The following is a 13,097-nucleotide window of genomic DNA, read 5'->3' as shown; positions in this document are numbered from 1 at the left end:
GCCCAGCGCGGGGTCGCCCCCCCCCCCCCCACCCGTGGGCAAGGACTACGTCGAGGGCATGGTCCAGTCGGTGGCCGGCGACAAGATTCAGCTCCGAACGCGCAGCGGCTCGGCGACGGTCGACTTCGCCCCGGCGACTCCCGTCTTCCAGGTTGCCCCGGCCAAGCTGGGAGATGCCACCCCGGGCAGCTGTGTCAACGTGCGAGCGACGCCGCAAAGTTCAACCGCCGGCGTCACGGCGCAGACCATCATGATCACCGCGCCCGTCGACGGTAAGTGCCCGCCGCCCGCTGGCTTCTACGGCACGGTCGCATCGGTATCGGGGAACGCGATCGCGGTCAATGGGATTGGCCCCGGCGGCCCCACCACGGTGACCGTCAACGACGCGACGTCCTACAAGAAGCAGACGATCAGCAACACCCAGGCGATCACCAACGGCACATGCATGGGAGCTCAGGGCACGAACGACGGAGGCGCGCTCCAGGCGACGACCATCAGCCTGGAACAATGCCCACCGATGGGGCGCCCGCACCACCACCTTCACCTGCCGCATTTGCCCTTCCACCTTTAGCGGCGGATTGCCGCCATTGGCTAGCGGAAGGGCAGGTGGCTTCAGACGGTGAAGCCCAGGGCGCGCAGTTGTTCGCGGCCGTCCTCGGTGATCTTGTCCGGACCCCACGGCGGGTTCCACACCCAGTTGATCCGCAGGTCGTCGACCAGCCCGCTGCTGACCAGCGCGCTGCGCGACTGGTCCTCGATGACGTCGGTCAGCGGGCAGGCCGCCGAGGTCAGCGTCATATCGAGCAGGGCGACGGTCCCGTCGTCGCCCTCTTCCACGTTGAGGCCGTAGACCAGCCCGAGGTCGACGACGTTGATGCCCAACTCGGGGTCGACGACGTCGCGCATCGCCTCCTCGAGGTCGGCAAGAAATTCGTCACCCGGTGCGGCGGTCTCGCTCATCCTGTTCCTCCTCGAAGTCCGCGCCCCTGCCTGAACAAGCTTGGGCCAACGCGTCTTTGAAGGCCATCCAGCCCAGCAGTGCGCATTTCACCCGGGCCGGGTATTTGGCCACTCCGGCGAACGCGATGCCGTCGCCCAGGACGTCCTCATCGCCTTCGACGGTGCCGCGCGAGGACACCATTTCGGTGAACGCGGCGATGGTGTCCAGCGCCTCGGGCACCGTCTGACCGATCACCTGCTGGGTGAGCACCGAGGTCGCCGCCTGGCTGATCGAGCAGCCCTGCCCGTCATAGGAGACGTCGGCCACGCGCCGGCCGTCGTCCGACAGCGCGACCCGCAGCGTCACCTCGTCCCCGCACACCGGGTTGACGTGATACACCTGCGCGCCGAACGGCTCGCGCAGCCCGCGGTGCTGCGGATGCTTGTAGTGATCGAGGATCACGTCCTGATACATCTGCTCCAGGCGCACCGTCAGTCACTCCTAAAGAATTCCAGCGCGCGGCGCACGCCGGCCACCAGGCGTTCGACCTCGTCGGTGGTGTTGTACACGGCGAACGACGCCCGGGCGGTGGCCGCCACGCCGAACCGGCGGTGCAGCGGCATCGCGCAGTGATGCCCCACCCGGACCGCGACGCCCTCGTCGTCGAGCACCTGCCCGACGTCGTGGGCGTGCACCCCGTCAACGACGAACGACACCGGTGAGGCACGGTGTTCCATCGTGGTCGGCCCGATGATCCGCACGCCGTCGATGCCCGACAGGCCCTCCAGGGTCGCGGCGACCAGCTCGCGCTCGTGCGCCTCGACCGCGCCCATGCCGACGGCACCCAGATAGCGTGCGGCCGCGCCCAACCCGACGACCTGGGAGGTCATCGGCGTGCCGGCCTCGAACCGTTGCGGAGCCGGGGCGTAGGTCGACGCCTCCATGGTCACGGTCTCGATCATCGACCCACCGGTGAGGAACGGCGGCAGCTCCGAGAGGACCGCCCGGCGGCCGTAGAGGGCGCCGACCCCGTTGGGGGCCAACATCTTATGGCCGGAGAACGCGGCGAAGTCGACGTCGAGCGCATGCAAGTCGACCGGCTCGTGCGGCACCGACTGGCAGGCGTCCAGCACCGTCAATGCGCCCACCGCCTTGGCGCGGCGGACCAGCTCGGCCACCGGTGCCACCGCGCCGGTCACGTTCGAATGATGGCTGAACGCAACGACCTTCACGCGCTCGTCCAGCTCGAGCGAGTCCAGGTCGATGCGGCCGTCGTCGGTCACGCCGTACCAGCGCAGGGTGGCGCCGCTGCGGCGGGCCAGCTCCTGCCACGGGACGATGTTGGCGTGGTGCTCGAGCTCGGTGGTGACGACGACGTCGCCCTTGCCGACTGCGCGGTCAAACCTCTTATCGCCCAGCACATACGAGGCCAGGTTCAGCGCCTCCGTGGCGTTTCGCGTAAAGACCAGCTCGTCGGCGTCGGCGCCGACGAACGCCGCGACATCGGCGCGGCCCTGCTCGTAGGCGTCGGTCGCCTCCTCCATCAGCTGGTGCGCGCCGCGATGGACCGCGCCGTTGGAGGTGACCAGGAACTCGCGTTCGGCGTCGAGCACCTGCAGCGGGCGCTGTGACGTCGCGCCGGAATCCAGGTACGCCAACTGCTTTCCGCCGCGCATCACGCGCTTGAGGATCGGAAAGTCAGCGCGGATGGCGTCGACGTCCAATGCGGCCATGCTCACGCTCCCGCGGCGGCCGCTTCGGTGAAGCGCACGTAGCCGTTCTCCTCGAGCTCGTCGGCCAGCTCCGGGCCGCCCGACTCCACGATCCGGCCCCCGACGAACACATGCACGAACTGCGGGTGGATGTAACGCAGGATCCGGGTGTAGTGGGTGATCAACAGGATGCCGCCGTGCTCGGCCTCGGCGTAGCGGTTCACGCCCTCGCTGACCACCCGCAGCGCGTCCACGTCCAGGCCGGAGTCGGTCTCGTCGAGGATGGCGATCTTGGGCTTGAGCAACCCGAGCTGCAGGATTTCGTGGCGCTTCTTCTCCCCCCCGGAAAACCCTTCGTTGACACTGCGTTCCGCGAACGCGGGGTCGATGTCGAGGTCGGCCATGGCCGACTTGACCTCCTTGACCCAGTGCCGCAGTTTCGGCGGCTCGCCGCGCACGGCGGTGGCGGCGCTGCGCAGGAAGTTCGACATCGACACGCCCGGCACCTCGACGGGGTACTGCATGGCCAAAAACAGCCCGGCGCGGGCGCGTTCGTCGACGCTCATGTCCAGCACGTCCTGGCCGTCCAGGGTGATCGACCCGGAGGTGACCCGGTACTTCGGGTGCCCTGCGATGGCGTAGGACAGCGTGGACTTGCCGGATCCGTTGGGACCCATCACCGCATGCGTCTCACCGGAATTGACGGTCAGGTTGACGCCGTTGAGGATGGGAATCTCGCGGTTTCCCTCGGCGGCGTTGGGGTCCTCGACGCTGACGTGCAGGTCTTTAATTTCCAAAGTCGTCATTACGCTGTTGTCTTCTCCGTGATTTCCAGTTCGTGTTCGATGGCGGCAGTGAGGCGTTCCCGGATCTCCGGCACGGCGATCTTCGAGATGATCTCGCCGAAGAATCCACGCACCACCAGCCGGCGCGCCTGGTCTTCGGGAATGCCGCGGGCGCGCAGGTAAAACAGTTGCTCGTCGTCGAAACGCCCGGTGGCACTGGCGTGCCCGGCGCCGACGATCTCGCCGGTCTCGATCTCCAGGTTCGGCACCGAGTCGGCGCGCGCGCCGTCGGTGAGCACCAGGTTGCGGTTCACCTCGAAGGTGTCCGTGTCGGTGGCCTCGGCGCGGATCAGCACGTCGCCCACCCACACGGTGTGCGCGTCGGGCCGCTGCGACGCCGGATCCCCTTGCAGCGCACCCTTGTAGAGCACGTTGGACTTGCAGTTCGGCTGCGCGTGGTCGACCAGCAGCCGCGATTCCAGGTGCTGCCCGTCGTCGGCGAAGTACAACCCGAGCAACTCGGCATCCCCGCCCGGGGCGGCATAGCGCACGTTGGCCGACATCCGCACCACCTCGCCGCCCAGCGTGACGGCCACGTGCCGCAGCACGGCGTCCTTGCCCAGCTTGGCGTGGTGCGCGGACAGGTGAACCATGTCGTCGGCCCAGTCCGCGATCCACACCACGGTGAGCCGGGCGGCGTCGTCGACGATGAATTCCACGTTGTCGGCGTAGGTTCCGCTGCCCCGCAGGTCGATCACCACGACCGCCTCGCCCAGCTCGGCGACGTTGATCTGCAGGTGCCCGTAGGCCACCGCGCCCGCGCCGGGACCCGTCACGGTGATGTTGACCGGCTCGGCGATCTGCGTGTCCCGCCCGACGCTCACCACCGTCGCGGAGTTGAACGACGAAAACGCTTGCGCCGCAACGCGGTCGGTGGGCACACCGCCGCGTCCGAGCCGCTCGTCACCGCGGCGGACGGTCTCGACCCGCACGCCCGGCCGCTCGGCCACGTCGATCTGCGCCTTGCCGGTGGCCTGCGCCGACCCGTCGTGCAGGCCGCGCAGCCGCCGCAGCGGCGTGAAGCGCCAGATTTCGTCGCGGCCGCTGGGCACCTCGAACGCGTCCACGTCAAACGAGGCGAACAGCTCACCCTTGTTGGCCGCGGCGAGGGCCGAACCCTCAACCGCTTCAGTCACGTTCGTCACTAGCCGACCGAGCCTTCCATCTGCAACTCGATGAGCCGGTTGAGCTCCAGGGCGTACTCCATGGGCAGCTCCTTGGCGATCGGCTCGACGAAGCCGCGCACCACCATCGCCATGGCCTCATCCTCGGTCAGCCCGCGGCTCATCAGGTAGAACAGCTGGTTGTCGCTGACCTTGGACACGGTGGCCTCATGGCCCATCGTGACGTCGTCCTCGCGGATGTCGACATACGGGTAGGTGTCGCTGCGGCTGATCGTATCGACCAGCAGCGCATCGCATTTCACGCTGGAACGCGAGCCGTGCGCGCCCTTGTTCACCTGCACCAGGCCCCGGTAGGAGGTGCGGCCGCCGCCGGCACCGTCGGCTTGGCGGCATTGCCGGTGTCGGTGTCGCTCGAATGACACATGGCGACGAACCCGAGGATCACCGCGGCCACGGCGACCAGCGCGAGCCTGGCCGTACGGGGTTTGACCGTGGTAGCCATCGGCGCGCTCCGATCGTGATAGCGATGGGTTCGGCCAGGCATACCCGTTCGAAGCGAGATATCACCGGACCGTAACCGAGATCACTAAGGTCGCGAGCCCGCGAATTGGTGTCTTCCCGGGACCGCACGCCGGTTACTCCATAACGTTGGCCCACCCAATGTGCGCTTGTGTCACTCACCCGGGTGAATGATCGGTCGGGGTGATGACTATTCACCCCGACGCGCGTCAAGCTCACTGATGAGCGGACCGCCTAACGGGGTCTCGACGCAGAATCACAGGAGTGCCACGACGTGCCCATCGACTTTGACGCTCAGAGGGTAACGCCGATGCCCAACGGCTACGGCGGATGTCCGCCGACGTCACTCCACTGCGTCCGCGCGGCGAGGTTCGACCGCCAACCGATTGATGCCGCGAACACGAGTTCGCCGGTTCAGATTGGACGGAATGAGTGTCCGCGCGGCGCGGTCGATGGTGCACTTGCCAGCCCAATCGGCACCCCGCTGGTGGGTAACCCGGCAGTGGCTCCCCGTGGCATCGAACATCTTGATTTCGGCCCTCAATGTCAGATCGCATTCTTGGACAACGGATTTCGATGCAAACAACCGGCGGAGGCCTATATCGAATTCCACATGGTCGGTCACTGCAAGCGCTTTGACTGTGACGAGGCCGGCAATGCGTGCGGCTTCGTGTGCGCCGGCCATCTCGACGCGTTGGAATACACGGCCGAGTGCACGGTGCGCGAGTTACGGCCGGCGACGCCGGTGCGGTGGCTTTCCCGCCGCATCGCTCGATGCCCGACCTGCGACCGGTCGATCGTGTTCGTCTCCGACATTCTGCAGGTTGTGGTGATGCTCTAGAAACCCCGACACTGGAGCTGAACCCGAAAAGCTAAGTGCTGTCAGCACTATTCGTTGTGTAATCACAAATCATACGAAGGAGAATTTCATGAGGGCGATACGTCTGTACGCGGACGGACTACGACTAGAAGAGATTGCCCAACCCGAGCCCGGGCCGGACGAGGCGCTTGTGCGGGTCCATGCCGCGGCGATCACACGGGGTGAGTTGGCCTGGCCGACCGATCGGTTGCCGGCGATCCCCTCATATGAGCTGTGCGGTGTCGTCGAATCGACCGGCGAGGAGGTCATCGCGCTGACACCGTTCGACCACGACGGCGTCGCCGCCGAGTGGGCCGCGGTACCGAAATCCCTGCTCGCTCCGAAGCCATCCGCACTGAGCCGCGAGCAAGCCGCGGCGCTTCCGATGACTGGACTGACCGCGTTTCAGGCGCTGGTCGTCCACGGCAAGGTCACGGCCGGGCAGCGCGTGCTCATCACGGGCGTGCATGGCGGCGTCGGGCACATCGCCGCTCAACTCGCACGGCACCTCGGGGCGGTTCTGGTCGGCGAAGGAGAGGACTGCGACCTCCTGTTCGACACCACCGGCGGTGAGGCGCTTGCTCGTAGCGCAGAGCGCGCCGGGCGCATCGTGACGATCGCGGCCGAGACGCCGGGCGCGCAGTACTTCGTTGTGGAACCGAACGGAGCGCAGCTCGCGGCGCTTCCGGAGCTGCATCCGCAGATCGACACGGTCTTTGCGCTGAACCAATTCGAAGAGGCTTTTGCGCGCACCGAGCAGCGCGGGAAGAAGGGGAAGGTTGTGCTTCGCGTCGCCGAGGCATAGGCCAACCGCTCAACTCGGCGACCACTCAATGTCGGTACCACGCCGACCGCGATCGTCACCTTCTTTACCGGCGTTGCTTTCCTAGTGGGTCACATTTTCCGGTATGAGTTTTCACGATCTGAAGGAGGCGACATTGGATGATCACCGTCACGTCGAATGGGACCCCCACACCCGACGCATCCTGACGGCCCGTCTCCAGTTGCGCCCATGGCAATTCGAAGACGACCGTGCCGCTTACGGGATATACGGAGCGCCGGAGGTTTCGCGTTGGCTGTGTCCGGCGCTGCCGTTGATCGCCGACCGCGCCCACATGCGGCATCTCTTGGGCGAATGGATCCGGCAGAGCGACGGATCCGGCCTGCCCGTGGGACGGTGGGCGATCACCGATAGGTACTCCGGCGACTTAGTCGGGGGAGTGGCACTGCTTCCTCTACCACCCGGCTGCACCGATCTCGAGATCGGCTGGCAAGTTGCGCCGGCTCTATGGGGGCACGGTTTCGGTGCGGAGGCCGGTCATGCGGTGGCGCATCAAGCATTCACAAATATCGGTGTCAGCGAGGTTTTCGCAGTCGTGCGGCCAGGCAATGATCGCGGAGTGGCTACGGCTCGACGAGTGGGCATGGAATGGGTCGGTGAAACCGACAAGTACTACAACCTGACCCTTGAGGTCTATCGACTAAACAAAGCGGACCTTGACCTGCCAGAGCCGGCGTGTGCACAGGCTCCGTAAGCGGCCTAGCCTGGATGTAACCTAAGCAGGAAGTTGGCCAAGCTTTTGTCGCGCCATCTGGAGGCTCACCCACTCACCACCCGGTAGAAGGTGGTCTGGGCCTCGCCGTCCTGAGCAAACTGTGACAACGCTTCCACGCTGAGCGCGAAATGATCGGTTTGAACGTGGAGGTCGACCCCGTGCTGGTTGCGGAACCGCTGATAAAGCGTGAAATGCCCGGGCCGATCGCGATCTTCGTGCAGCCTAAAGGTGCTAACGGCTCCTTCGGCCAGCGACGGAGGAATTAACCCAACGAACGCGCGTCGCAGGTCGTCTCCCTTGCCCGGCAAAGCCACGGCCTCGGTGATCAGCACTACTTCTTCATCTGGCCCGTACATGTTTGACGCTCCTTCACTGTCTTCTCAAGGGATTCGACATCACGGGATCAAGTAACTACCTCGCCGGCGCCATCATTCTTGTACCGCCACGGCGCAATTGATGGTGCGTCACCCGCAATCGAATTGACTGCCGGGGATATGGCGGCCTACTTGGTGAACGACATTCGCCATCGCTTTGCTCCGCATCTTGTCGTGAGCATCGCCAAGACTCTAGGCAAGCCTACCCCCTCGGTGATTGCGGCTGCGCTGAATTACCCACTGCGCGTTCATAACTCAGCAGCCTCGGCCGGCCTCTGAGCGTCCCCGCGGAGTCGATGTTGGCCTCGGGGATGCACAACTCACCCGGGTGAATCGACGCCGGGGTGATGACGGCTCACCCCGCGACGCAGCAGACTCGACGGCAGTTCGACTTTGACATCGGGGCGCCGGACGTCGACGCCAAGGCTACAAATCGCGTTGCCGGGCAAAGGCGATGGCCCAGCGGCGAGCCGTCGAGAACGATTAGCAGAAGGGTCTCACCATGCACTTCGATTCCAAGAAGGTCGTCGTCGTCGGGGGCAGCGCCGGTATGGGCCGGCAGGTCGCCGTTGACGTCATGCGCCACGGCGGTAGCGCGGTGATCATCGGACGGTCGAAAGACCGTGTGGATGACACGGTGACCGAACTGACGGGCGAAGGCGGCCAGGCGTGGGGGATCACCTCGGAGCTGACCGATCGCACCGCGGTCGCCGATGTTCAGCGCGCACTTTCCGAGAACCACAGCGATGCGACGCTGCTCGTCAACGCGGCCGGATTCTTCGTCCCCAAGCCGTTTCTCGAATATGACGCGCCGACCTATGACTCGTACATGGAGCTCAACTATGCCCTGTTCTTCCTGACGCAGACCGTTGTCGCGGGCATGATCGCCAAGGGGGAGGGCGGGTCCATCGTCAACATCGGCAGCATGTGGGCACACCAGGCGATCGGCCTGACTCCTTCGTCGGTTTACTCGATGCAAAAGGCCGGCCTGCATGCGCTCACCCACAACCTGGCCATCGAGCTCGCCGGCCACAACATTCGCGTCAACGCGGTGGCGCCAGCTGTGGTCAAGACCCCGCTCTACGAGGGCTTCATCCCGAAGGACGAGATCGACGCCACGCTTGCCACTTTCGCGCCGCTTCATCCGCTGGGACGAGTCGGGAACCCGGCCGACGTGGCCAACGCAGTGACGTATCTGCTGTCTGATGCGGCCAGCTGGGTCACCGGTGCGATTCTCAACGTCGACGGCGGCATCATGGCCGGGCGCAACTAAACAAGCCTGCCCGAACGAAGGAGACCAGATGTCACACCAATACCGCAAGAATCCTGCCGCGGTCGACGCGCTCAGCCCCCAGCAATACCACGTCACCCAGGAGAGCGGCACGGAGCCTCCGTTCACAGGCGAATACTGCGACAACCATGAACCAGGCATCTACGTCGACATTGTTTCTGGCGAACCGCTTTTCGCCTCGGTGGACAAATTCGACAGCGGAAGTGGCTGGCCCAGCTTCACCCGGCCGATCGACTCGGACAGCCTGGTTGAGAGGCGCGACCTTAGCCACTTCATGCAAAGGGTCGAGGTGCGCTCCGCCCATGCCGACAGTCATCTGGGGCACGTATTCACGGACGGCCCCCGAGAAGCGGGCGGCCTGCGCTACTGCATCAACTCGGCATCGCTGCGATTCATCCACCGCGATGACCTGGAAGCCCAGGGTTATGGACGATATCTGCGATTGTTCGCGAACGACGTATCGGAACAGGCCCAAAGCGTCGGCGAGCGACAATCATGACCGGGCACGACAAGATCGCTATTCTCGCGGGCGGGTGCTTTTGGGGCATGGAGGACCTCTTCCGCGCGCAGCCCGGCGTGGTGACCACCCGTGTCGGCTACACCGGTGGCAGCAACACACACCCCACCTACCGCAATCACCCCGGGCACGCCGAGGCAGTCGAAATCACCTACGACCCAGACCAGACCGATTATCGGGCGCTGTTGGAATTCTTTTTCCAGATCCACGACCCGACCACCAAGAACCGTCAGGGCAATGATGTCGGAACCAGTTACCGGTCGGCAATTTTCTATCTGGACGACGAGCAAAAGCGAATCGCAACGCGAACCATCGCCGACATCGAGGATTCCGGGAGGTGGCCCGGCAGAGTCGTCACCGAGGTGAACCCGGCCGGTGAGTTTTGGGAAGCCGAACCCGAACACCAGAACTACCTGCAGCGCTACCCATCGGGCTACACCTGCCACTACGTCCGCCCCGATTGGACGGTACCCAACCGCGGTGACGGGGCAAAGGCCGCGGCGGCTGGACGCGACAAGCCGGCTTAGCAACGACATGGGCTCGGTAACACAAGACAGGGCGACAGCCCCGCCGCATTGGCAGGTGCTGTTGAGCGCGTACGCGCCGCTGGTGCTTTCTGGCACAGCATGCGCCGTGGGGTGGGTTCTACCGCGGCCCAGCGATGGGCGAGCGGCGGCGACGGGATGACTCAGAACCCGAACCTGGCCGCGTTGTCGGCGGCGGGAGTGTCGGTTTGGCTGGACGACTTGTCCCGCGGTCTGCTGCAATCCGGCAAGCTGCAACAGCTTATCGACACGAGAAGCGTTGTCGGCGTGACCACTAACCCGTCCACCTTTGAGCATGCACTTGCAAACGGCCGCGCCTACGATGGCCAGATCGCCGAGCTGACGGCCCGCGGCACGGACATCGACACCGCGGTCCGCACGGCGATCACCGACGACGTCCGGGCGGCCTGCGATGTCCTGCGTCCACAATGGGAAGGTTCCGGCGGCGTCGACGGAAGAGTGTCCATCGAAGTCGACCCGTCGCTCGCGCACGACACCGATGCGACAGTCACGCAGGCGGTCGAGCTGGCCAAGATTGTCGACCGGCCCAACGTGCTAATCAAAATACCGGCCACCCCCGCCGGTCTGCCCGCAATCACCGCGGCGTTGGCCAAGGGTGTTTGTGTCAACGTGACGCTGATCTTTTCCGTCCAACGCTACCGGGCGGTCATGAACGCTTATCTGGCCGGCATCGAAACCGCCCGGCACGCGGGCACTGACCTATCCCAAATCCATTCGGTAGCATCATTATTCGTATCCCGGGTGGACACCGAAGTCGACAAGCGACTCGAGGCAATCGGGACCGATGAGGCGCTCGCGCTGCGGGGAGAGGCGGGCATCGCCAACGCCCGATTGGCCTACGCCGCCTATCAGCAGGTCTTCGAAGCCGAGCCGCGCTACGCGGCGTTGCGCGCCGCGGGTGCTCGCCTGCAACGACCACTGTGGGCCTCCACCGGAGTGAAAAACCCCGCCTACCCCGACACGATGTACGTCACCGGACTGGTGGCGCCCAACACCGTCAGCACGATTCCAGAGCCCACGCTGGAGGCGGTCGCCGATCACGGCGTCGTCGTCGGTGACATCGTGACCGGCAAGGCGGCGCAGGCCCAGGAGGTGTTCGACCGGCTGACCGCCCTCGGCATCGACCTGCACGATGTGTTCGCTCTCCTGGAACACGACGGGGTGTCCAAGTTCGCTGCGTCCTGGTCGCGGTCGGTTCAACGCTAACCACGCTTGCCGTGTGCTGAGCGCTTGTTGTGGTCATCGGGCCAGCTGATCTACCGGTCGAGCAGCATCAACTCGCTACCCGCGCCTCGTGATTAGTTGGCGAGCTGGATAGCAAATCGCGCAACTGTTTTCGGCCGCGATTGAGCCTGGAACTTACGGTTCCTGGTCCGGTGTCCGTCAGGACGGCGATCTCTTTATACGTGTATCCCGCAATGTCGGCGAAATACACCGCGATGCGAAACTGCTCAGGCAAGAGCATCATTGCAGCCTTGAGGTAGGGGTCTGGCAGCATCTCGAGCGCCTGGTCCTCGGCCGACCGTAGGAACCGATGGGTGCAGGGGGCATTGACCACGAGCTGTTGATCGGTGATCTCACCAGCCGGATGCTGGGCGGGACGGCGCTTTTGCCGCCGATAACTGCTGATATGAGTGTTGGTCATGATCTGCCGCAGCCATGCCTTGAGGTTCGTCCCGGGCTCGAATGACCCGAGACCGGCATACGCGTTGAGCAGCGTTTCTTGCACCAGATCCTCCGCATCCACTCGATTGGAGGTCATTCGAAGAGCGCGCCGATACAGCGGCTCAAGGAGCGGGGTGATGGCGCTTTCAAAGTGAGCGTTCAGCGCGCCGGCTGGCGCCTTCGTCGATTCAGCTCGTACGTAACCCACGTTATTCTCCCGCTACCGCGAAAAGTAGTGGCGTGCAGCGTGGCTCGCCCTCGCGAGCACCAGCCAAGCAGGCCGCGGGCGCGAGGCAAGGCCTGTCCTGCTCGACGGGCCGGCGTCTCACGGACTGCGCCAACCAAGTGCGTGAGCCGCTAGCTGCACGTGCGCCTGTCATCGCATCTAACCTCCACAGCACCTGCGCTTGCCAACTGGTGCCAGCATCGATCACCGCGGGGTGAGCAGTCATCACCCACCGGGACATTTCATCCGGATGAGCGCCCGCGCCGCTGCCAGGTCAAGTTGGCCGCCAGATCACCCGGGTGATCGACCGAGGTGGACGACGACAGCTCACCCTTCTGCGCGCCATGATCACGACGTCGATGGCTGCGCAGCTGTGTGTTGTTGTCGAAACCTTTGCAGTTACGGAACGGAGACGGTGCCGGGTGGGGATTTCTGAATTCGATGATGTGCAGGCCCATCTGCTCGAGCCAGAAGAAAGCTTGGACTCAGAACAGACGGGCATCGACCTCGACGAAGGTTACTCGCCTCCGGAACGCCCCCGCGAACTGCGAGCGTGGGGACTGACCGCGAGGGAAGCGCGCACCCATGAAAGTCTTGCGCGCCGACTGGCCCGTGAGGTGCCCGACGTGACCGACCAGTGGGATGGCGACGGGATTGGTGATAGCGCCGACAGCGACGGTGAGCCCATCGACGATCAGGTCGGCGATGTGCGTGCAGGCCGGCTTGTCGCCTTCGACGTCGATCCAGCTGATCCGGGTGCGGATTACCTTGCCCACGACGTCGGCATCGACGGCGGCGCCGCCTCGGCGGAGGAAGCCGCCATGCATATCGTCGTCGACGAGGAGCGCGGGTGAGGTATGGCGTCTCCGATGACCTACCGTGCGGCCAGTGGGTGAAATCTGA

17 protein-coding genes and 1 pseudogene are annotated in these 13,097 nt (G+C 65.0%); 9 read left to right on the top strand and 9 right to left on the bottom strand.

Features of this window, described 5'->3' with window-relative positions; genetic code table 11:
• A partial coding sequence (locus A5681_RS14470; protein ID WP_067275721.1) for a DUF5666 domain-containing protein occupies positions 1-571 on the top strand: 571 nt, incomplete at its 5' end.
• Between the two features lie 41 nt (positions 572-612).
• On the opposite strand, the gene A5681_RS14465 is transcribed toward A5681_RS14470, so the two are convergent.
• The 7 genes and pseudogenes from A5681_RS14465 to A5681_RS27440 all read right to left on the bottom strand — a co-directional run bounded on the left by A5681_RS14465 (position 613) and on the right by A5681_RS27440 (position 5,123).
• Entirely contained in the window at positions 613-960 is a 348-nt protein-coding gene (locus A5681_RS14465) for a metal-sulfur cluster assembly factor (RefSeq protein WP_067275683.1), read from the bottom strand.
• Positions 935-1,435 (bottom strand): Fe-S cluster assembly sulfur transfer protein SufU, encoded by a 501-nt coding sequence (gene sufU / locus A5681_RS14460; protein WP_067275677.1) that lies wholly within the window; start codon positions 1,433-1,435, stop codon positions 935-937. Before sufU ends, A5681_RS14465 begins: the two co-directional genes overlap by 26 nt.
• Complete coding sequence (locus A5681_RS14455) at positions 1,432-2,673, bottom strand: cysteine desulfurase (RefSeq protein ID WP_067275673.1); 1,242 nt, start codon at positions 2,671-2,673, stop codon at positions 1,432-1,434. The genes sufU and A5681_RS14455 overlap by 4 nt, the downstream gene beginning before the upstream one ends.
• 2 nt (positions 2,674-2,675) lie before the next feature.
• Entirely contained in the window at positions 2,676-3,458 is a 783-nt protein-coding gene (gene sufC, locus A5681_RS14450) for a Fe-S cluster assembly ATPase SufC (protein ID WP_067275665.1), read from the bottom strand.
• A complete protein-coding gene (gene sufD, locus A5681_RS14445) occupies positions 3,458-4,642 on the bottom strand; it encodes a Fe-S cluster assembly protein SufD (RefSeq protein ID WP_067275662.1) in 1,185 nt (394 codons plus the stop codon). Before sufD ends, sufC begins: the two co-directional genes overlap by 1 nt.
• Positions 4,642-4,992: pseudogene (locus tag A5681_RS14440) on the bottom strand (SufD family Fe-S cluster assembly protein); the annotation flags it as partial. The pseudogene A5681_RS14440 and the gene sufD, both read right to left, overlap by 1 nt.
• Positions 4,953-5,123: a hypothetical protein gene (locus A5681_RS27440; RefSeq protein ID WP_197498602.1), complete on the bottom strand. Its 171-nt coding sequence runs from the start codon at positions 5,121-5,123 to the stop codon at positions 4,953-4,955. The gene A5681_RS27440 and the pseudogene A5681_RS14440, both read right to left, overlap by 40 nt.
• 327 nt (positions 5,124-5,450) lie before the next feature.
• On the opposite strand from A5681_RS27440, the gene A5681_RS27750 reads away from it, so the two are divergent.
• The 3 genes from A5681_RS27750 (at position 5,451) to A5681_RS26570 (ending at position 7,534) form a co-directional block, all read left to right on the top strand.
• The gene (locus A5681_RS27750; RefSeq protein ID WP_231996312.1) at positions 5,451-5,981 is read left to right on the top strand and encodes a hypothetical protein; all 531 of its coding nucleotides are present in this window, start codon (positions 5,451-5,453) and stop codon (positions 5,979-5,981) included.
• 88 nt (positions 5,982-6,069) lie between these two features.
• Positions 6,070-6,804, top strand: a complete 735-nt coding sequence (locus A5681_RS14430) for an NADP-dependent oxidoreductase (RefSeq protein ID WP_082950414.1) — start codon at positions 6,070-6,072, stop codon at positions 6,802-6,804.
• 103 nt (positions 6,805-6,907) lie between these two features.
• Positions 6,908-7,534 (top strand): GNAT family N-acetyltransferase, encoded by a 627-nt coding sequence (locus A5681_RS26570; protein ID WP_082950413.1) that lies wholly within the window; start codon positions 6,908-6,910, stop codon positions 7,532-7,534.
• A 65-nt stretch (positions 7,535-7,599) separates the two neighbouring features.
• Here A5681_RS26570 and A5681_RS14425 read toward each other — a convergent pair whose 3' ends face one another.
• The gene (locus tag A5681_RS14425; protein ID WP_067275652.1) at positions 7,600-7,911 is read right to left on the bottom strand and encodes a putative quinol monooxygenase; all 312 of its coding nucleotides are present in this window, start codon (positions 7,909-7,911) and stop codon (positions 7,600-7,602) included.
• A gap of 520 nt (positions 7,912-8,431) precedes the next feature.
• Between A5681_RS14425 and A5681_RS14420 the strand changes: the two genes are divergently transcribed.
• The 4 genes from A5681_RS14420 to tal all read left to right on the top strand — a co-directional run bounded on the left by A5681_RS14420 (position 8,432) and on the right by tal (position 11,509).
• Complete coding sequence (locus A5681_RS14420; protein ID WP_067275649.1) at positions 8,432-9,202, top strand: SDR family NAD(P)-dependent oxidoreductase; 771 nt, start codon at positions 8,432-8,434, stop codon at positions 9,200-9,202.
• A gap of 28 nt (positions 9,203-9,230) precedes the next feature.
• Positions 9,231-9,719: a peptide-methionine (R)-S-oxide reductase MsrB gene (gene msrB, locus A5681_RS14415; protein ID WP_067275645.1), complete on the top strand. Its 489-nt coding sequence runs from the start codon at positions 9,231-9,233 to the stop codon at positions 9,717-9,719.
• Positions 9,716-10,264 (top strand): peptide-methionine (S)-S-oxide reductase MsrA, encoded by a 549-nt coding sequence (gene msrA, locus A5681_RS14410; RefSeq protein ID WP_067275642.1) that lies wholly within the window; start codon positions 9,716-9,718, stop codon positions 10,262-10,264. The genes msrB and msrA overlap by 4 nt, the downstream gene beginning before the upstream one ends.
• A gap of 156 nt (positions 10,265-10,420) precedes the next feature.
• Positions 10,421-11,509 carry a transaldolase gene (tal, locus tag A5681_RS14405; RefSeq protein ID WP_067275639.1) on the top strand — a complete coding sequence of 363 codons (1,089 nt, stop codon included), beginning with the start codon at positions 10,421-10,423 and terminating at the stop codon, positions 11,507-11,509.
• 67 nt (positions 11,510-11,576) lie between these two features.
• On the opposite strand, the gene A5681_RS14400 is transcribed toward tal, so the two are convergent.
• A complete protein-coding gene (locus A5681_RS14400; protein WP_082950412.1) occupies positions 11,577-12,176 on the bottom strand; it encodes a sigma-70 family RNA polymerase sigma factor in 600 nt (199 codons plus the stop codon).
• Positions 12,177-12,622: 446 nt separating this feature from the next.
• Between A5681_RS14400 and A5681_RS26565 the strand changes: the two genes are divergently transcribed.
• Positions 12,623-13,048 (top strand): DUF5709 domain-containing protein, encoded by a 426-nt coding sequence (locus A5681_RS26565; protein ID WP_419866326.1) that lies wholly within the window; start codon positions 12,623-12,625, stop codon positions 13,046-13,048.
• Positions 13,049-13,097 lie beyond the last annotated feature (49 nt).

The organism is Mycobacterium scrofulaceum (assembly GCF_001667885.1).
In the GTDB taxonomy this organism is placed as follows: domain Bacteria; phylum Actinomycetota; class Actinomycetes; order Mycobacteriales; family Mycobacteriaceae; genus Mycobacterium; species Mycobacterium scrofulaceum_C.
The sequence above is the reverse complement of the archived record's forward strand: the minus strand, read 5'-3'. Positions and strand labels throughout refer to the sequence as shown.